This window comes from Vicinamibacteria bacterium (assembly GCA_035620555.1).
In the GTDB taxonomy this organism is placed as follows: domain Bacteria; phylum Acidobacteriota; class Vicinamibacteria; order Marinacidobacterales; family SMYC01; genus DASPGQ01.
In genome coordinates this window covers 1-18,568 of record DASPGQ010000191.1, presented here as the reverse complement: position 1 = coordinate 18,568, position 18,568 = coordinate 1, and the positions used below count along the sequence as shown (strand labels likewise).

Genomic DNA, 18,568 nt, shown 5'->3' with positions numbered 1-18,568 from the left:
CTTTCTAAGTCATCTTAGAGTAGCGTCGGAGCCGAATCAAAACATCACGAACCGCTCCCAATATCTCCTCGGGACCCGTCCCCGAGAACGGCAGGCGCAGAAGCGCCTGGTTGCCATCGACGCGAAGCGACCCTCCCTCGAGAGCCGCAGCGGCACGAACGAGGTCTCCTCCCAGGCGGAACGTGAGCCGGCCGCGCTCTCGCTCGACGCCTTCGAGGCCGAGCTCATCGGCAAGGAGCGACAGCCGGGCAAACTCGAAGAACTGCGAGACCGGCGCGGGCAGCGCACCAAAGCGATCTCGGGTTTCCTCTTCGATGCGCCCGAGCGCCTCCTCGTTCTCGGCGGAGGAGGTTCTTTTGTAAATCGACATTCTCTGGTTGGCGTCGGCTACGTATGCCTCGGGGACTCGCAGCTCGAGTTTTAGATTCAGGCTCGCGCGATGGACTCGGGGCGGCTCGACGCCCTCGAGCTCTCGAACCGTCTCATCGAGAAGCCTGCAGTAGAGGTCGAAGCCCACGGCTTCGATGTGACCGTGCTGCTCTCCCCCGAGCAGGTTTCCCGCTCCGCGCAGCTCGAGATCCAGGGCGGCGATGCGAAACCCCGCCCCGAGCTCGGAGAACTCGCGAATGGCTGCGAGCCTTCGTCGCGCGATGGGCGTCAGACGTCCCTCGTCGGGAATGAGGAGGTAGGCATAGGCCCGGCGGTTGGACCGGCCCACGCGTCCCCTCAGCTGGTACAGCTGTGAGAGGCCGAAGCGGTCGGCCCGATTCACGATCAGGGTGTTGACGAGGGGGATGTCGAGGCCGTTCTCGATGATCGTCGTGCTGACGAGCACGTCGAACTCTTGATTGATGAAACGCATCATGACGCGTTCGAGCTCGGCCTCTCTCATCTGCCCATGGGCCACGGCGACCCGCGCCTCGGGCACGAGCCTCAAAATATAGTTGGCGGTCGCGTAGATGGAGCCGACCCGATTGTGGACGAAGTACACCTGTCCTCCTCGTCCGAGCTCGTAGCGAAGCGCCTCGGCGATGACCGTGGAATCGAGTCGGGTGATGTGGGTCTGGATCGCCATGCGATCCTTTGGAGGGGTCTCGATGACGGAGAGATCGCGGATGCCCGATAGGGACATATGGAGCGTCCGAGGGATTGGTGTCGCCGTCATCGCAAGGGAATCGATCCCTTCCCGAAGCTTCTTCAATCGCTCTTTGTGAGCCACCCCAAAACGCTGCTCCTCATCGATAACGAGAAGGCCCAGGTCGGCGAAGCGCACGTCCTTGGAGAGAAGTCGGTGGGTCCCGATGATGACGTCAATCTTCCCCTCGGCGAGATCCGCGACGATCTGCTTCTGTTCGGTTCTGCTCTTGAATCGCGAAAGCATCGCCACCTTCACCGGAAACGCGGCGAAGCGCTCGGAGAACGTCGTCATGTGCTGAAAGGCGAGTACCGTCGTCGGAACCAGGACCGCAACCTGCTTGCCATCGGAGACCGCCTTGAAGGCGGCTCGCATCGCGACCTCGGTCTTACCGTAGCCGACGTCCCCACACAGCAATCGATCCATCGGTGACGGCCCTTCCATGTCGCGCTTGATCTCTTCGATCGCCTGGAGCTGATCCGGGGTCTCCTCGAACTCGAAAAGGTGCTCGAACTCGCGCATCCAGCCATCGTCGGAAGAGAACGCATGTCCCGGGGACGACTTTCTCGCGGCATAGAGCCTCAGGAGCTCCTGGGCCATGTCGCGCATCGACTTGCGAACCCGCTTCTTGACCCGTGCCCAACCCGTTCCCCCGAGGGTGTCGACCCGCGGCTTCTTCCCCTCGGAGCTCGAGTACTTCTCCAACAAGTCGAGACGCTCCACCGGGACGTACAACTTGTCGCCGCCCTGGTACTCCAGGACGACGAGCTCGGTGGATCCACCTTCCTCGAGTTTCGTGAGCCCGGCAAAGACCCCGATCCCGTGCTCGGTGTGCACGACGAAGTCGCCGATCTTGAGATCGCGGAAATCCGACAGGAACTGCGCGAGCCTCTTGCGACGGCGAGGGGCGGCGCGCGGCGGCTCGGTAAATACGTCCGCGGTGGTGAAGACGGCGAGGTCCAGCTCGGGAACCACGAAGCTCTGCGACAGTGAGCCGAGCTCGAGAACGACGTGGCCCGCGGGCTCGCGCCCCGCGGAGAGTCCGGCTTCGTGGAACAGCTGTACCGAGCGGTCGGCCACGGCATCGTTCGGTACGAAAACGCGAGCCCGTCCGTAACGTTCGACCCGGCGTCTGACCTCCTCGACGAAATCCGGGAGTCGTCCTCGAAACGACGGCAGTATCTGGGTCGATAAGTGGTGAGTCTCTTCGTGGAACAAACCCATCTCCGCGAGACTGACGGCTCGAGCGTCGAGCTGGGAGGTGAGCTCGCCCAGGTCGACCAGCAGACGGGCCGGAGGTGCGAGCATCGAGACGGTCTCTCCCATCGCGTTGTCGTAACTCTTTAGTACCCGCTCCCACTCGACCTCGGCGCCACGCGCGGTCGCCGACGGTTCTTCGACGATGAGCAGCCCTTCGCCGAGGTAGTCGAGAACGCTCGCGTGAAACGTCTCGAGTCGTGCAAGGAGCGGGCCGACACCCGGCCGGGACAAGGCTTGCTCGACCTCCATGCCGTCTCCCAGCAGCGTGGCAAGCTCCGCCCGCACCTCTCCGCCGGTCGGCCATTCACTTCCCGGAAGAATCCTGGCTTCGTCCAACGTCCTCGTGGTGCGCTGTGTCCCCGGGTCGAAAGCCCGAATCTCCTCGATCTCGTCGTCGAGAAATTCCAGACGGTACGGCTCGGGCGAGTCCGGAGAGAACAGGTCGAGAACGCCACCTCGGCGCGCAAAATCACCCGGGGTCGTCACCGGATCTTCCCGGCGGTACCCGCTGTCTGCGAGCCAACGCTCGAGCGTGAGCGGCTCGAAACGCTCGCCGGGTCGAATCGTGAGGACCCGTTGCCGGATCAGATCGGGACTGGCGGTTCGATAGAGAAGAGCCGCCGCCGGCGCCACGACGGCCACCCGTTGTCGGGCCGCGAGCGCGACGAGCGCCGAGATCCGAGCCGAGACCACCTCCAGGTGAGGCGACAGCCCCCGGTAGGGATCGAGGGCGAAAGCGGGAAGAGGAATCACTTCCCGATCGTCGTCGAGAGCACGGAGAAAGGCGCCGAGATCGGACACCGCGGGCTGCAAGCGTCGCTCGTCGCAAACCACGACGAGAACCGGCCCCTCGGTCTCGAGTGCGAGAGCGGCCGCTACCAATGAGCGCGATGGCCCCATCAGCCCCGAGATGCGACATGGGGGCTGTATGCCTTCGAAGAGCGCCCATCCATCGAGGGCGCGACGGAGGGCACTCATCGTTACTCGGGACGAAATCTCGACCGGATCCGCTCGAGCAGGCTCGTGGTCGAGTAGCCGGACTCGAACGGGAGTGACACGACGCGACCGCCGCTCTCCTCCACGACGTCACGGCCCACGATGTGGGGCAGGCTCCAATCTCCACCTTTCACCAGAACGTCAGGGAGGATTTCTTCGATCACGGAAGCCGGAGTCCGCTCGTCGAATGCGATGACGTAGTCGACGACCCGAAGCGCCGCCAGGACTTCCATTCGGTCGGCCAGAGGTGTGACCGGTCTTCCTTCGCCTTTGAGCGCTCGGACCGTCTCGTCGGTGTTTACGGCAACGAGGAGGCGATCGCCGAGGGCGCGGGCCCGCTCCAGATAGCGAACGTGTCCCGCGTGAAGGAGGTCGAAACATCCATTGGTGAAGACGAGCGATTCTCCTCGGTCTCGCAACTTGCTTCGCTCGTCGACCATTGCCTCCCGGCCGAGGATCCTGCCCTTACTCATCGGACGCTCGGTGGCTTTAATACGATGTTCCCTTTGAACTCCCATCGATGACCGGGCCGGTAGATACCGACGTCCTTGGTTCGCGAGCGAACGCGGAAACGGTGGAGCGCGCGATGGTAGTCGAATGGATAACCGTCTCGCTGATGGGCAGCGACATCGAGAAAGTAGGTGCCCTCGATGAGGGAAAGCTCGGGAATTACGAAGCGCACTTCGCCATCGCCCGAGAACGAAACCGGAGTGAACTCCTCGATATGAGTATTCGTTCCATAACAGCAGACGCCGTCGGCGTTGAAGATCGCGATCCCGAAGACGAAATCCTCTACCGTCCCGCTCGAGCTCAGACCGAGCCGGATGGTCAGCGGGTCGCCGGTTTTGAACACGTGTTTTGCTTCGCCGTCCTCGGCGAGGAGAGCGACCTCTCGTATCTCGATCTCCTGAGATCCCCACCGCCCCTTCTCCCTCGCGAAAGCCGAGGTGGGCTCGACCTCGCTTGCCTCGTGCTCGGCGGAGGCCTTGGCCTCACGACTACCGAACTCGTCCATGGTGCGTGCCTCGGCCTCTCTGAGCTCCCGCTCTTCGTGACTCGTGACCCGGGCGAGATAGGCGTCCACGACCTTCTTGGGATCGCCGCGCATCTGCGCCCGCGAGCCATCGAGCCAGAGGGCCTCGTCAGCCATTTTTTCCACCAGTCCCAGGCTGTGAGTCACGAGCAGAATCGTCTTGCCCCGGCGACGAAACTCGCTGATCTTGTCGAGGCATTTGTGGACGAAGGCCTCGTCTCCGACGGCGAGGACCTCGTCGATGAGAAGCACGTCGGGGTTCACGTGCACGGCAACGGCGAAACCGAGACGCATGTACATGCCCGAGGAATAGGTTTTGACGGGAGCTTCGATGAAGTCCTCGAGCTCGGCGAACGCGACGATCTCGTCGTAGCGCTCGTGGATCTCCCGTTTGCTGAGACCCAGCATGATGCCGTTGATGAATACGTTCTCCCGTCCCGTGATCTCGGGGTGGAAGCCGGCGCCGAGCTCGATGAGCGCCGAAATCCGTCCGTTGACCGTCACCGAGCCCGATGTCGGTTTGGAGATGCCGGCGATCACCTTGAGCAACGTGCTCTTTCCCGAGCCGTTTCGACCGATGACCGCGAAGGTGGAACCCTGGCGAACGTTGAAGGTAACGCCGCTCAAGGCGATGAACCGCTGATCCGGTCTGAGCTCGTCCACCAGGTTACCTCGCAAGAGGGCGCTCTTCAGGGTGCGAAACTGCTTCCTGTGGCTGTAGCGCTGGTAGACCTTGGTGAGGTCGGAAACGCGGATTGCGACGCTCATACCTCTTCCGCGAAAGTTTCTCTCAAGCGATCGAAGAAATAGTAGCCCACCAGAAAGACCCCGACCGATACCGGGCCCAGGAATAGAAGCCACGGCCAGTGGCCAATCGAGCCGGTGAAAAGGGTCTGATGATAGCCGACGAGGACGTGCGTCATCGGATTGTAGTTCAAGAAGCGTTGAACCGACGGAGAGAGCGACAGATACGAGTAGATGACCGGACTGGCGAAGAACCAGAGCATCATCAAGTTGCCGATGATGGCTTGCACGTCGCGGAAGTGCACCGCAAGGGCGGAGACAAACAGGCACAAGCCGAGGGTGAAGACGAACTGGATCAGGACCACGGCGGGAAACGCGAGGAGAGACAACTGGATCTTTCCGTAGTAGATGAGAAACACGAGGAGGATGGGAAGTCCCAGCAGGAAATGGACGAGGTTCGAGACCACGACGACGATGGGAAGAACCTCGGCGGGGAAGAGAATCTTCTTGATCAAGTTGCCGCTTGCGATGAGAACCGCGGAGGACTCCAGGACCGAGGAGCTGAACCAGGTCCAGGGCAGAATTCCGGTGAAGAGAAACAGCGCGTAGGGCGACATGCCGTAGGCATCACGGGCGGGCATGATGTAACTGAAGACGAACCAGTAGATCAGAAGCTGAAGCAGCGGATTGATGAATGACCAGAGGAATCCGAGAACGGACCCCCGGTATCGGGCCTTGAGCTCCCGTACCACGAGGCTTCCGATCAGCACACGATAGCGAGGGAGCGCGAGAAGATTATCGAGCACGAACGGCGGCGCTCTCCTTTTAGCGAGGCTCCACCGGTCGCCCCTGGTGACTCCGCCCCGGGAGGGGGGCGAAGTCAGCGAAAATGGCGGTCGCGAGGCTCTCGGTGCCTTCGATGGTGCAGGTGGACATTTGTGGCGATAAGGATACCCCAAGCTCCGGCCCGAGCAGGCTCGGGGCACCGGTACGTTGACACCTCGTCGTGGCAGAAGCTACGCTAACTCCATTCCGATGAAAGGCCGATGACGGGAAGTCTCACGCCGACATTACGTATTCCGTTCGTTCGACGTTGTTCTCTGAGAACAGCCAACGGCGCGACGGCGGCGATGGTTCTCGACCTATCCTTGCTCGGCGTCTATGTCATGAGCGAGCAGCAGCCCGAGATCGGTGAGGAAGTCACGGTTTCGTTTCGCGTGCCGGGGAATTCGCGTGAGCTCGAGCTCGGTGGACTCGTAGCGTGGCTGCAGGGAAAGCAAACGCACCCGGTTCATGGACTTCCGCGAGGCTTCGGCCTGCGCTTCGTGAGACTCGACGTCGGGGACGTTCGCCTGATTACCAGCACGATTCTGAGCTACTGCGAATCGAACCCCATCTATCGGCAGTATCTTTAGTTTGACGGGACCCGCGGTCGAGCCCGTCTTTCGACAGCCGATGAAGCCGAACGCCTCAATCCTGCTTCTTCAAAGCCATTCGAACGGCTTCGCCGGGGTCACGGGCGCTCCGGACGCCCTCGATCTCCCAGGTGCCCAGCCCGATGACCGGTTTTCCGAGGGTCAGCGCCATGGCGATCTCCGATAGCGTTCCATAGCGGCCCGCGAGTCCAATGACCGCGTCGGCGGTTCGAACGATGAGGAAGTTACGCAGCTCTCCCAGGCCGGTGGCGACCGCGCAATCGACGTAACGATTCGCCTCCTCCCGGGAGCTCCCCGGCAAGATGCCCAATGTGAAGCCCCCCGCCTTCCGAGCCCCGCGAGCCGCCGCTTCCATGACTCCGCCGAGTCCGCCGCAAACGAGGATCGCTCCCGACAGAGCAATGTTGCTGCCCACCTCTTCGGCGATGAGGATCGTCTTCCGGTCGGGCCGCGAATCCCCCACCACGGCGATTTGCCTGCGGGGGGCCCGCGATTTGACAAGCATTCCCGTTTTGCGCAGCATATACGAAAACCGGTTGTTGGAGGGTCATCCCAGCCAGTCGAGCCGTCTCAGAATGCGATTACGGGGCACCTTCGACGGTGACCCGCTGCGATGCGGGTTCTTGTCCGTCTCGCCGCGAGATTCCCGAGGAGCTGTTCCGTGCCACGTAGCCTCCTTCTCAACGCCACCTACGAGCCACTGCGGGTCATCACGTGGCAGAAAGCGATCGTGATGCTGGTGAAGGGGAAGGTGGAAGTCGTAGCTTGTTACGACCGCGACGTTCGCGGCGTGTCGATCTCGCTCCGGCTTCCGTCGGTGCTCAGACTGCTGCGCCGAGTTGGAGTGGCACGACGGTTTCATCGAGTTCCCTTCTCGCGCCAGAATATTTACCTGCGCGACCGATATCGATGCCAATACTGTTCTCGGCGTTTTACCGCGTCGCAACTCACCTTCGACCACGTCATCCCCGCCTCCCGAGGTGGGCGCAAGGAGTGGGAGAACATCGTCACCTGTTGCATCCAGTGCAATCGGCGAAAAGGAGGCAAATTGCCGAGCGAGGCGGGCCTCATGCTCGTCCGGAAGCCGAGACGACCTGCCTATCTTCCCGCGCACGTCATCACCTACGGTCTTCCCGACGTGCCCGCAAGCTGGCGAGACTACCTCGCCTGGACCGAGTAGCGGGGACGGCGAGATCGCAACCGACGCTTCTTCTTCGATGAGCCTTTCGGGGAGCCTTTCCACCATGCAGCTCGGAGATCTGCTGCAATGGTGCGGCAGCAACCTCAAGACGGGCACGCTCCGGCTGACGAGAGGTCCGATCGAAAAACAACTCTTCTTCAGAGACGGCCGCCTGTTCTCTTCGACCTCGACGAGTCCCCGTGAGACTCTCGGGCAGTTTCTCATCCGCTCGGGACAGATCACCGAAGAGGAGCTGTTCACCGCGCTCATCGAGCAGGATCAGACGGACAAGCCTCTCGGCCAGATTCTGATCGCCTCGGGCACCATCGAAGAGCGCGAGCTCGAAGAGCTTCTGCGGGTCAAGACGGAGGAGTCCATCTACGATTCATTCCTCTGGAAGGAAGGAAACTTCGAGTTCGAGGAGGGAAAGCTTCCGGAACGCATTCCGGTTTTTGTGCCTCTGGAGCTGACCGGCGTCATTCTCGAAGGGGCTCGCCGCAGTGACGAGTGGGAGCGCATTCACGAGGTCTTTCCATCGCGCCTGACGACGTTTCAGGTCGAGAGGGCAGCCCGGGACGCTGCCAAAGACTTGAGTGACGAAGATCGGCGTTTGCTTCAGTTCGTCGAGCAGGGCAAGAACCTGGCGGAGATTTCCCTCGAGCTCCACTCGGTGGAGTTCTATGCGGCGTCGTGCTTGCTCGAGCTCTATGAGAAGGGGCTCATCACGGTGAGCGATGCGCCCGAGGAGATCGACTACGCTCAGCAACTGACCGAGCTCCGCGAGAAGCTCAAGCAGGGCGTGGATTGTTTCCACGCCGGTGAGTACGACAGGTCGCGCGAGTATTTCTTGGCCGCCCTCGCGGGCGATCCTCAGAACAAGTATGCCCGGCTATTCCTTCAAAAGATTCGACGGGTCGAGGAAGACTTCGAGGCCTTTTCCGGAGTTCCGCGGGAAGCCGTTCCCCGGCTCAAGGTACCTCTCGCCTCGATCAGCAACATGGACCTCGATCCACACGCTGGATTCGTCCTCTCCCGAGTCAACGGCGAATGGGATATCGGCTCGATCACGAAGATATGTCCCCTGCACGAGCGGGAAGTGCTCGGGATCTTCAAACGACTCGTGGACGATGGTTTGATCGAGCTCGAACAGCCGAGCTGAGCTCGTCCGAGCGGCATGTTATGATGGCGACCGGGTGAAGTCCGCAACACCTGAGGTTCGTGGGGTAGCGCCACTCCATGCCGTTCCCGGCGGACGCATTGCCATTCTCGGCTCTGGCTTCGATCCGAGCCGGGCTCACGAGCATCAAGTCTATTTCGGAGACCGACGGGCCCTGGTTTGCCGCGTATCGGAGGCGCAGATCACCGCCGTGGTGCCCGAAGGAGCGCTCCCCGAAGTTCACGTGAGCATATCGGGCGCGCCAACGAATCCGTTTCGAGTCTCGATCGCTTCGACCTTTGCCAACGATCTCCAGCCGGTCGCCAATCCGGTGTTCGACCCCTCGGGCTTCCTCTACGTCACATTGAGCGGCAGCCGAGGAGATAAAGTACCCGTGTCCGTGTTTCGCATCAGTGAGGACGGCGATGTCGAGCCTTTCGCCGACGGCATCGTCAACGCAACGGGGCTGGCGTGGGGGCCGGATGACCATCTCTACGTCTCGAGCCGACACGAGGGCATCGTCTACCGCGTGGGGATGAATCACGTAGCCGAGCCGGTGGCCGACGAGCTCGGAATCGCCACCGGCTTGGCGTTCGACCGCGACGGAATTCTCTATGTGGGCGATCGACGGGGAACCGTCTTCCGGGTCGAGCCGAACGGGGAGCCTCGCTCGTTCTGTCATTTGGAGCCCTCGGTCGCGGCCTATCACATGGCGTTCGACCGCGACGGGAACCTCCTCGTTAGCGCACCGAGCCTCGCCACCACGGATCCCATCTACCGGATCTCCCCCGACGGCGAGGTTTCGATCTTCGCTTCCGGGTTCGGACGGCCTCAGGGCATCGCTCTCGACGGCGACGGCAACTTGTACGTCGCCGACGGGCTCATCGGCGACAGTGGAGTGTACCGAGTCGCGGCGGAAGGAAACCGCGTCGAGCGCGTCATCGCCGCGCCCTCGCTAGTGGGTCTCGCCTTCGACAACGCGGGCGGCGTGCTCCTGGCCGGGGCCAGCTCGCTCTTCCAGCTCGAGCTGGGAGTCACGGGCCTACTGAATCCGGGTTAGGGCCTCGCGGAGCGCGGATGCGCGCGTGCCTTCGGTCTCGACGTCGAGGAAAGACTCGACGTCACGGATTGCGATCTCGCGAAACTCACTGCTCGGGTCGGCCTGGTAGCGTTCGAGCGAGCAAAGCGCGAGCTGATAGCGCCCTTCAATGAGCCCGGCTCCTACGAGCTCTCTCAGACGATCTCGCAAAGGTTCGCAATCGCGCGCTTGCCGCGCGCGCGATGCCCGCCCGACGTCCGCTTCGGCAACGAGCATCGGCTGGGGCGCAGCCGTCATCTCCATCGCCTTCACGTTGGCGTCGGCCGGGGGCTCGGCTGGCGAGCCCGGACTCGGACGATCCACCTCCTCGAGCTCTCGGTCGAGGTGGGCGAGAGTCTCCGGAGCGGACGCCGCTTCGTCGCGAGCCATGGGAGGCGGCGCAGCGGCCTTCTGGCGGAGCTCGGTCTCTCCGGTCGCTTCGGCCTCACTGGGGACGGCCGTAGCGACGGTATCATCGGAGACAATCGTTTCCGACGCCGGTGGCGGCTCGAGCTCGACCGGAGCTGGTCCGAGATCACCCTGGGATGCGACGTAGAAACTTATGGCGATGGCCACGACCACTGTGGCGGCGAGAGCGGCCCACCGCATGACTCCCGAGGAGACGATCGATCGGCGCGAAGGGTCCGCATCGATGCGGTCCATCACCCTCCGTGGAAAGGCATCCCAATAGCTGTCGGGCGGGCTGGCAGAAGGCGCCGCCCTCGCCGCGGTGGCGACTCGCTCGAGAAACTCCTTGTAGGCTCGACATGGCTCGCACCGCTCGATGTGGCCCTCGGCCTCGAACCGCTCCCTTGCGTTCGCTTCGCCGTCGACCATTTTCTCGATGAGCGGGGCGGCTTCGCTGCAATCCATGTCTATAGATGCTCCTTCAGCAAGACTTTCAACCTCGCTCGCGCACGTGACAGGCGAGACATCACCGTCCCCGCCGACAGGTTGAGGGCGGTGGCGATCTCTTCGTAGCGCATGCCCTCGACGACCTTCAGACGAAAGACGCACTGCTGCTCGACGGGAAGGCTCGCCACCGCTCGCTCGAGTGCTTCGGCAAACTCCTGGGAGCGCAGCTGCTCGAACGCGTCCGGCTCGCGGGGCTCGGGCTCGAAGGTGCCGTCGGGAAAGGCCTCGGCGTCGCAGGTCTCTTCTCTTCGTGCGGAAGCGTTCAAATAGTTGATGGAGAGGTTGACCGCGATTTTCTTGAGCCATGGCCCGAGGGGGCGACCGAGCTCGAAGCGATCGAGGTGGCGGTAGGCACGCACGAAGGTATCCTGAGCGATGTCATCGGCGACGTCGTGACGACGGGTCATTCGCATCGCCACGGCGTACACCCGCGTCTGGTACGATCGCACGATCTCGGCAAACGCATCCCTGTCTCCTGCGCGCGCGCGCACCACCAGCTCGTTTTCCGGCCCGAGCGGCTCGTGCCGGCGCTGGGAATAGGCTAGGCCTTCCAAGCCTCTCCTCCCTGGAACGGTTACCGCCCTCGAGAGCGATTTATTCCGGCGAATGCTCCATTGTACCGATCCGCCGCGAACTTCGGGGGCACTCCTTCGGGGGTTGTGCTCCTGCCGCCGCGGGAATGCCCACGTTTGTCAGCAAGCGGAACGATGTGAGGCGCGCGAGCGGGACTCGAGCCGATGGCAATCGAGCTCCGGGGGTCAGAACATTCGCAGTCGATCGAGGCGGGGAACGATGATAGGCTTCGGAAAAGAGTTTCCCCGGCAGGTCCCCGCGCGCCGGAGAAGGGACCTGCCGGGCTCCCATTTTGCCCGTTTTGCCGAGCTGGTTGGGAGTCTCGTCAAATTAGGGCGAACTATTCCAAAACCTTGATCACCACGCGCCGGTTCCTCGAGCGACCCTCGCGATTCGCGTTGTCGGAGACCGGCTGTTCCTCACCGAAGCTGTACACCGAGATCCGGTGAAGGGGAAGACCATGCGCCTGGTACAGATAGTCCCGTACCGCTTCGGCACGCTTCAGGCCCAGGGCCTTGTTGTAGCTGGGGTCGCCGGTGGCGTCGGTATGGCCTTCGATCTCGATCCAGAGTCCTCGATTGTCGGCCTTCACCTTCTCGGCAAGCTCGTCGACGAGCATCTGGGCATCGGGTGAGAGCTCAGACGTGTTGAACGCAAAGCTGACTTTGTCGTTAGAGAGCGTCACTTCATAGAGAAGCTTGCCCTTCATCGCGCGCTCGGCTTCCTGGAACGCTTTCTCGGCCTCGTCGTGGGCCGATGCGGCGAGCTGACCCGCTTCGTCAGCCTTGGCGTCGACACGCTGAATCTCACCACCCTGTCGCGCGATTTCTTCCTCGTTTCGCCCGATACGCTCTTGGTTTCTCTCGACGGACTCGCTCAGGCTCTCGACCTTCTGGTTGACGGCGCCGACTTCCTTACCCACGTACTTCTTCGTGGCACAACCCGAACCGATGATGCCGATACAAAGCGCAGCACCGAGCCAGGTCGTCTTCTTTTCCTTTAGCTCCATTAGCGGACCTCCTAGATTATTGCGGCGAGCGGTTGGGACTCGACGCGCTGGACGGCTGGGGTCCTGATTCCGACTCTCTGGGGTAATAACCTTGCCGAGTGCGAACCTCGACACCACGTCGGCGCGTCGAAACTTGAATACGGCGGAAGCCGCCGTCGGTTCTCGGGTTGTCGGGGACGTATCCGATACGGTACTGCGTTTTGAGCTCTTCGCGAATCCGCGCCGAAGCGAGGACGAGCTGTCCCCACTGGCTGCCCTCGAATGTGGCTCCACCGGTCTCGGAGGTGAACTGCCGCAAGGAGTCCTCTCCACGAAAAGACGCACCGTGCACGCCGAGAAACAGGTCGTTTCCCGGATCGTCGACCGGCGAAAGAACGCGAATCGCATAGACGGGAAGATCCACCCCTTTGGCCTTAGCGACCGCCGCCTCGACGGAGGTCTCGCTCGAGGTATCGACCCCATCGGTCAGCACCACGATGGCCCGGCGGCCGAACCCCTCGTGCACGACGACCTCCGAGAGGGTCGCGACGGCGTCGTAAAGGGCGGTCGAGCCGAAGGGCTCGAGCCGGGTGAGAGCGCCGATCGCGTCTTCCTTGCTCTGCGTGAAATCGGTCACCCGGTAGAGATCGCGATCGAAGGCATATACGGACACGCGGTCCTCGGGCCCGAGGCCGTGAATGAGCTGGACCGCGGCGTTCCTCGCGTTGGCGGACTTGGCGGTGACGTCCATGCTACCGCTGGCGTCTACGAGGATCACGAAGTCCACGGGAGCGTCGACGCCTCGAGAAAAGTACGACACCGCCTGGATTCGCTCGTCTTCCAGGACCCGAAAATCTTCCTCTTTGAGGTTGGTGACGAGCTTCCCCTTCTTGTTGACGACGGTGACGCTGAGGTGGACGGCGTTCACCGAGGTCGTGAATCGGAACCGTTCGACGTTGGCCTCGAAGGATTGTGGGAACGCAGGTGCGGCCGATGTACTGAGCAAAAGGCTGAGACTCCACACCGCATCCTGCATCAGCATCTTGTATAGCAATAGTGTTGCCAGCTCGACATGAACCCCGCAAGTTACTCGATACGATAGAGATAGGCAGAATGGGGCGAGCGCTTCAGAGCTTTCGCCAAAGAAAGATTTACTTCGAAGTGTAAGTCTTACCGGTCTCTCTAGCGGCAGTCGAGCCGTTTCCCGTCGGCGACCTGGGAATCGCCCGGGCGCGGCGACAGGAACCTCTCGACTCGGTAACGCCACCGAGCGTAGAAGCGGAACTGGGCCTCGTTGTCGAAAAGGACGCCATCGACCGAGTCGCGGTTCACGTCGATCAGAGCGTGGCTCGGATCCCCCTCCTCGAGTGCCCGGGCCAGTACGGCCGGCTCGTCGTCGAATCCACGGTCGACGGCCGCGAAAGGTGCCTTCGCCGCGATCCTCGACACGAACCTCTCCACATTCAGAAGCGCGGACGTGGTTCGCTCTTCTCCGAGCACATCCCAGTCGAACGCCTCTGGCTCGATCTCGACGGCAACCTTCGCCTCCCTCTCGTAGAGGTGGATACGCTCCCCCGAGCTCAAGCGATGGCTTACCCCACGAGCACTGCCCAGACGTTTCTCGTGATGACGCTCCCGCCGAATCTCACCCCTCACCACGAGGAGCAAATCTTCGTGGCGGAGGGTCAACGGCTGCTCTCGAGCAAGCGATATGGTGAGGTGACGTTCGTGAAGATCGATCCGACGGGCCCGTGAGACCGGCATCGACAGGACCGCTTGCTCGGAAGCGAGGTAATGGGGAACCCGGGCGGCGCCGAGCGATGCCGAGAGCTCCCGCGCCCTCTGCTCGTTGGGAAGGATGCGGAAGAGTCGAGGTCGCTTCGCCAGAAGACATAGGCGGGCTTCGTAGAGGCCGAGCGCGGCGATGCGGGAAAACTCTCGTAGTTTCTCCTCGCCCGGCTCTCCGGCGGGTATGAGGATGAGCAGGAATCTCTCTGCCGCGATGGCAGCGGGCGCCGGCACCTGGTGCTCGGCTTTTGGCGGAAGCGACCGGGAGCAGTACAGACAGCGCTCGGCGGTGTCGGAGTTGGGCCTGCTGCACGCAGGACAGGCTCGAGCCATGACTCGGTAGGATAACCCGATGCGGGGTCGGCTGCGTGTTTCTCTGTGTTTTCATCAACCTCTAGCGTGCTCAATGCCGTGGCGGGACCCGTAATTGATCGCCGCCACGGCTCGGGCTGCTTACGGCGCGGCAACTATTCGCACTTCGTGCTCACATCTCATGCCCTCGAAGCAGCCCGAGTGCGGACGATTGCGCCGGGCTCGCTCCGCTCGCGCAGGCTGGACTGTACTTTTTCATCAGCCTGCTAACCACAATCCACCATCCGCCGGGCACGTGGTAGACTAGTACAGTCCTCTCGGCCGGGGAATCCTCTGTCATGACAACCGCTCCGAAGAAACTGGGAAAGTACGAGATTCAAGGCAAGCTCGGTAAAGGTGCGATGGGAGAGGTCTACAAGGGCCACGACCCGGTGCTCCATCGTCACGTCGCCATCAAAGTGATCGCCGAAACGCTCGACGCCCAAACCGACGTCGTCGAGCGCTTCAAACGCGAAGCTCGAAACGCTGCCCAGCTCAACCACCCCAACATCGTCACGATCTATGACTTCGTCGAGGATGAGGGTCGCCTCTATATGGTCATGGAGCTGCTCGAGGGCCAGGACCTTAAGGAGATCATCAAGAGCGGCGTCCCGCTCACGATGGAGCAGATTCTGAGTTTCATGGAGCAGGTCGCCGACGGACTCGGCTTCGCCCATTCCAAGGACATCATCCATCGTGACCTCAAGCCGGCGAATATCTATGTGAACAAGAACGGCCAGGTGAAAATCCTGGACTTCGGGCTGGTCCACGAAGCCTCGTCCGACATGACGAAGACCGGCCAGGTCATGGGTACGCCGAACTACATGTCGCCCGAGCAGGTTCAGGGGCAGAAAGTCGAGCCGTGCTCCGATATCTTTTCGCTCGGCGCCGTCTTTTACGAGATCTTGACGCGCAAGAAGCCCTTTGGAGCCGACTCCATCCACGCCACGATGTACAAGGTCGTTCAGGGCGAACGGGAGCCTCTATCGAAATACACCCATCTTCCCAAGCCGATCGTATCGATGGTGGATCGGGCGCTCGACAAGAGCCCCGAGCGGCGTTTCCGAGACGCAAACGAGCTGAGAGAGCACCTGCGGGTTGTCCGTAACGAGGTCATGAGGGGGAAGGACGCCGATTCCACGATGTTGACCCGGGCAGAAGCTACGGTTCTGACCCCGGCCGCCGACCCCACGTCGATGCGGTCGACATCCTCCGCCGGATCGGAAAAGAGTGCTCCGAGCCGTTCCGGACCGAGTGTCTCCGCCTCGGGCAGCCGAGGTACGATTCGCCGCGGCGACGCCGCGGCGACGGGCGGCTCCTTCGGCGCCGCTTCCTCCAATCCTCTAGTGGCCTATGCCCTCGGTGCAGTCCTGCTCGTCGGGATAGCCGCCGGCGCCTACTTCGTGATGTCGGGCTCGGACTCCGCGGAGCAAGTCGAGGAGCTCAGTCGGGCCCTGAGTGAAAGCCAGCGACAGCTCATGCGCCGAAGCCTCGAGCAAAAAGACTATGCCGGGGCCCTCGCGCAGGCCGAAGAGATACTCGCCAGCTTGCCTGGCGACGCCGACGCTCTGGAGGTTCAGGCGGAAGCCGAGCGGCTGCTCGCCGAGGTCGAGGCGTCGGTCGCCGAAGCGCGCTCGGCGCTCGAACAGGGTGACTCCGCTCGAGCCGCCGACGCTCTGGCGCGGGTGCTCGAGCTCGACCCCGCCCATCCGCTCGCGACCGAGCTCGCGGGCCAGCTCAACGAGCACTTTCAACGGCAGGCGGATACCGCGCGGACCGCCATGGAGAGCGCTCGCTCGGCGGCATCCTCCGCGGGCGCGGGCTCGCGGCCCGAATACGCTCGGGCCGACCGGATTCGCGAGCAAGCCACCTCGGAGTTCAACTCGGGGCAATACACACATGCCACGCAGCTCTACCATGAGGCTCGAGACCAGTTCGACCAGTCCCGGTCCGCGCATCGGCAGGCCGAGGCACAGAGACAAGTTCAAGCGAATCGCGCGGCCGAAGAGGCGGCCGCGTCGAAGGGCAAGCTCGAAACCGAGCTGAGGCAAGCGGAAGCGTCCTGGAATCAAGCCCGACGACAGGCGACCTCGCCGGGTCTGGATCGACAACCGTCCTACCAGCGGGCGATGTCAGAAGAGCAGTTGGCCAAGCGCCTGGCAAATCAGGGCGACCTCGAGGGCGCGACGCGCTCGTTCGAGGGAGCGGTGGCCTATCTGGAGCGTGCCCGGCGAGAGCTCGCGGAAGAAGAGGCCGCGAAAGCCCGAGAGGAAGCCCGGCGAGCGGAGGCAAGGCCACAACCCGCGCCGCCTCCTCCACCGGTATCCACGACCGCCACACCGACCCGCGAGCAGGAGGAGAGTGCCATTCGGCAGGTGCTGGCGAATTACGAACGGGCGATCGAGTCCAAGAACCTCGACCTGTTCCGACAAGTCAAACCCAACTTGACCGCCGACGAAGAGAAGGGTCTAAGGGACTCCTTCACTCAGGTGGACTCTCAAGCCATCGAGATCGCTATTGCGTCCATCGTCATCGAAGGAGACATGGCCACCGTCACGGTGAGTCGGCGAGACACGTTCGTCGTACGGGGCCGTTCCGAGAACGGAAACGAGCGCCAGCAGCGATTCGTGCTCTCGAAGACCGGCGACCGGTGGACCATCGTTTCCATATCGTAAGCATCCCAACTTCAACCCGACCGAACCCAAATAGGTGTCACCAATGCGAAAACCAGTGCCTCTGATCCTTCTGACGCTCCTTCTCGCGAGCGGTCTCGTCCATGCGCAAGAGCCCTTCAACGTCGCGGTCCCCGTGGACAAGCTCTCCACGATCTTCACCCAGCTCTACGGATCTGGCGGACTCGTCGTCGACAGTCTCGCGGTGCTCCCGAGCGGGGCAACCCACTCGGCCCACTTCAACTCTGCCTTTCAGGAAGAGTTCACGCAGTTCGGTGTCGCGCTGACGAGCCAGCTCGCCGCGGTGCCGCTCCCATCACCGGCTTCCGGTTTTACCTATGAATTCGACTCCTCTCTGGGAGTCTTCCAGCGCACGAGCCAGAGCTTCGGTCCCATTCTCTCCGAGCGCGCCGAGACCATCGGCGGCGGACGCTTCAGCTTCGGATTCACGTTCCAGAACTTCACGTTCGACACCATCGAGGGTCTCGACGTCAACAACGTCCCGGCCGTCTTCACGCATGACGACGCCTTTCTACGCGGTGGACGCGAGGACCTCGTGACGACCTCGAACTCCATCGATGCCCGGGTGAACCAGTTCACCTCGTTCATCAGCTACGGCCTGACCGACCGTCTCGACCTCTCGCTCGCCATCCCCATCGTGAGCACCGATCTTACGGTGGTCTCGGCGGCGACGGTCCGCCGAATCGGGACGACCAACCCCGAGGTCCATTTCTTCCGGACGTCGGAGGACGACGTGGGAGCGCAAAGGACCTTCACCGCGTTCGGTAGCGCGAGCGGGATCGGCGATCTCACCTTGCGGCTCAAAGGACGGATGGCGGGTGGCGCGGCGCTCGGTCTCGACGTCCGGGTCCCCACGGGCGACGAAGAGAACTTGCTCGGCGTGGGCGCGCCGGGCGTTCGGCCCTTTCTGGTGCTCTCCCGCTCCGCGCGAGCCTTTTCGCCTCATCTCAATGTGGGCTACCTCTGGAACGGCTCGAGCGTTCTCGGCGGGAATCCCCAGACCGGGGAATCCGCGGATCTGCCCGATCAGGTCACGTACGTCCTCGGGGCGGATTTCGGTGTGAGCCAACGGTTTACCTTCGTCATCGACATCCTGGGGAACTACCTGATCGATGCGCCCCGTCTCTTCACCGCCGAGTTTCGGGCGCTCGATGGCCAGACGGTGTTTCCCACCGTCGAGTTCCGAAACGAGTCCTACAACCTCTTGAGCGGCGCGGTCGGGTTCAAGCTGAACGTGGTGGA

Annotated in this window: 16 protein-coding genes; 6 read left to right on the top strand and 10 right to left on the bottom strand. The window is 62.6% G+C overall.

The window, feature by feature from the left end; all coding sequences use genetic code 11:
* Positions 1–4: 4 nt before the first annotated feature.
* Genes mfd through VEK15_07715 form a run of 4 tightly spaced genes read right to left on the bottom strand, consistent with a single transcriptional unit; the run spans position 5 to position 5,974 of the window.
* Complete coding sequence (gene mfd / locus VEK15_07730; protein HXV60566.1) at positions 5–3,373, bottom strand: transcription-repair coupling factor; 3,369 nt, start codon at positions 3,371–3,373, stop codon at positions 5–7.
* 2 nt (positions 3,374–3,375) lie between these two features.
* Entirely contained in the window at positions 3,376–3,864 is a 489-nt protein-coding gene (gene rfaE2 / locus VEK15_07725; GenBank protein HXV60565.1) for a D-glycero-beta-D-manno-heptose 1-phosphate adenylyltransferase, read from the bottom strand.
* Entirely contained in the window at positions 3,861–5,192 is a 1,332-nt protein-coding gene (locus VEK15_07720; protein ID HXV60564.1) for an ABC transporter ATP-binding protein, read from the bottom strand. Before VEK15_07720 ends, rfaE2 begins: the two co-directional genes overlap by 4 nt.
* A complete protein-coding gene (locus VEK15_07715) occupies positions 5,189–5,974 on the bottom strand; it encodes an ABC transporter permease (protein HXV60563.1) in 786 nt (261 codons plus the stop codon). The genes VEK15_07720 and VEK15_07715 overlap by 4 nt, the downstream gene beginning before the upstream one ends.
* 240 nt (positions 5,975–6,214) lie before the next feature.
* Between VEK15_07715 and VEK15_07710 the strand changes: the two genes are divergently transcribed.
* Positions 6,215–6,583 (top strand): PilZ domain-containing protein, encoded by a 369-nt coding sequence (locus tag VEK15_07710; GenBank protein ID HXV60562.1) that lies wholly within the window; start codon positions 6,215–6,217, stop codon positions 6,581–6,583.
* Between the two features lie 55 nt (positions 6,584–6,638).
* Here the strand turns inward: VEK15_07710 and VEK15_07705 are convergent, their stop codons facing one another.
* Entirely contained in the window at positions 6,639–7,070 is a 432-nt protein-coding gene (locus VEK15_07705) for a TIGR00725 family protein (protein ID HXV60561.1), read from the bottom strand.
* Positions 7,071–7,265: 195 nt separating this feature from the next.
* Here VEK15_07705 and VEK15_07700 point away from each other — a divergent pair, with 195 nt between their 5' ends.
* Genes VEK15_07700 through VEK15_07690 form a run of 3 tightly spaced genes read left to right on the top strand, consistent with a single transcriptional unit; the run spans position 7,266 to position 10,000 of the window.
* The gene (locus VEK15_07700; protein HXV60560.1) at positions 7,266–7,784 is read left to right on the top strand and encodes an HNH endonuclease; all 519 of its coding nucleotides are present in this window, start codon (positions 7,266–7,268) and stop codon (positions 7,782–7,784) included.
* Positions 7,785–7,821: 37 nt separating this feature from the next.
* Positions 7,822–8,943 (top strand): DUF4388 domain-containing protein, encoded by a 1,122-nt coding sequence (locus VEK15_07695; protein HXV60559.1) that lies wholly within the window; start codon positions 7,822–7,824, stop codon positions 8,941–8,943.
* A 34-nt stretch (positions 8,944–8,977) separates the two neighbouring features.
* Positions 8,978–10,000, top strand: a complete 1,023-nt coding sequence (locus VEK15_07690) for an IPT/TIG domain-containing protein (GenBank protein ID HXV60558.1) — start codon at positions 8,978–8,980, stop codon at positions 9,998–10,000.
* Here the strand turns inward: VEK15_07690 and VEK15_07685 are convergent.
* The 5 genes from VEK15_07685 to VEK15_07665 all read right to left on the bottom strand — a co-directional run bounded on the left by VEK15_07685 (position 9,983) and on the right by VEK15_07665 (position 14,615).
* Entirely contained in the window at positions 9,983–10,891 is a 909-nt protein-coding gene (locus VEK15_07685) for a zf-HC2 domain-containing protein (protein ID HXV60557.1), read from the bottom strand. The genes VEK15_07690 and VEK15_07685 overlap by 18 nt on opposite strands.
* 2 nt (positions 10,892–10,893) lie before the next feature.
* Positions 10,894–11,487, bottom strand: a complete 594-nt coding sequence (locus VEK15_07680; GenBank protein HXV60556.1) for a sigma-70 family RNA polymerase sigma factor — start codon at positions 11,485–11,487, stop codon at positions 10,894–10,896.
* 359 nt (positions 11,488–11,846) lie between these two features.
* Complete coding sequence (locus tag VEK15_07675; protein ID HXV60555.1) at positions 11,847–12,515, bottom strand: OmpA family protein; 669 nt, start codon at positions 12,513–12,515, stop codon at positions 11,847–11,849.
* Positions 12,516–12,531: 16 nt separating this feature from the next.
* Positions 12,532–13,530, bottom strand: a complete 999-nt coding sequence (locus tag VEK15_07670; protein ID HXV60554.1) for a VWA domain-containing protein — start codon at positions 13,528–13,530, stop codon at positions 12,532–12,534.
* A gap of 146 nt (positions 13,531–13,676) precedes the next feature.
* On the bottom strand, positions 13,677–14,615 hold the full coding sequence (locus VEK15_07665; protein HXV60553.1) for a hypothetical protein: 939 nt from the start codon (positions 14,613–14,615) through the stop codon (positions 13,677–13,679).
* A 317-nt stretch (positions 14,616–14,932) separates the two neighbouring features.
* On the opposite strand from VEK15_07665, the gene VEK15_07660 reads away from it, so the two are divergent.
* Both VEK15_07660 and VEK15_07655 read left to right on the top strand, forming a co-directional pair.
* Positions 14,933–17,308, top strand: a complete 2,376-nt coding sequence (locus VEK15_07660) for a protein kinase (protein ID HXV60552.1) — start codon at positions 14,933–14,935, stop codon at positions 17,306–17,308.
* Between the two features lie 43 nt (positions 17,309–17,351).
* Positions 17,352–18,568: hypothetical protein (locus VEK15_07655; GenBank protein ID HXV60551.1), on the top strand; the 1,217-nt coding region annotated here is incomplete at its 3' end.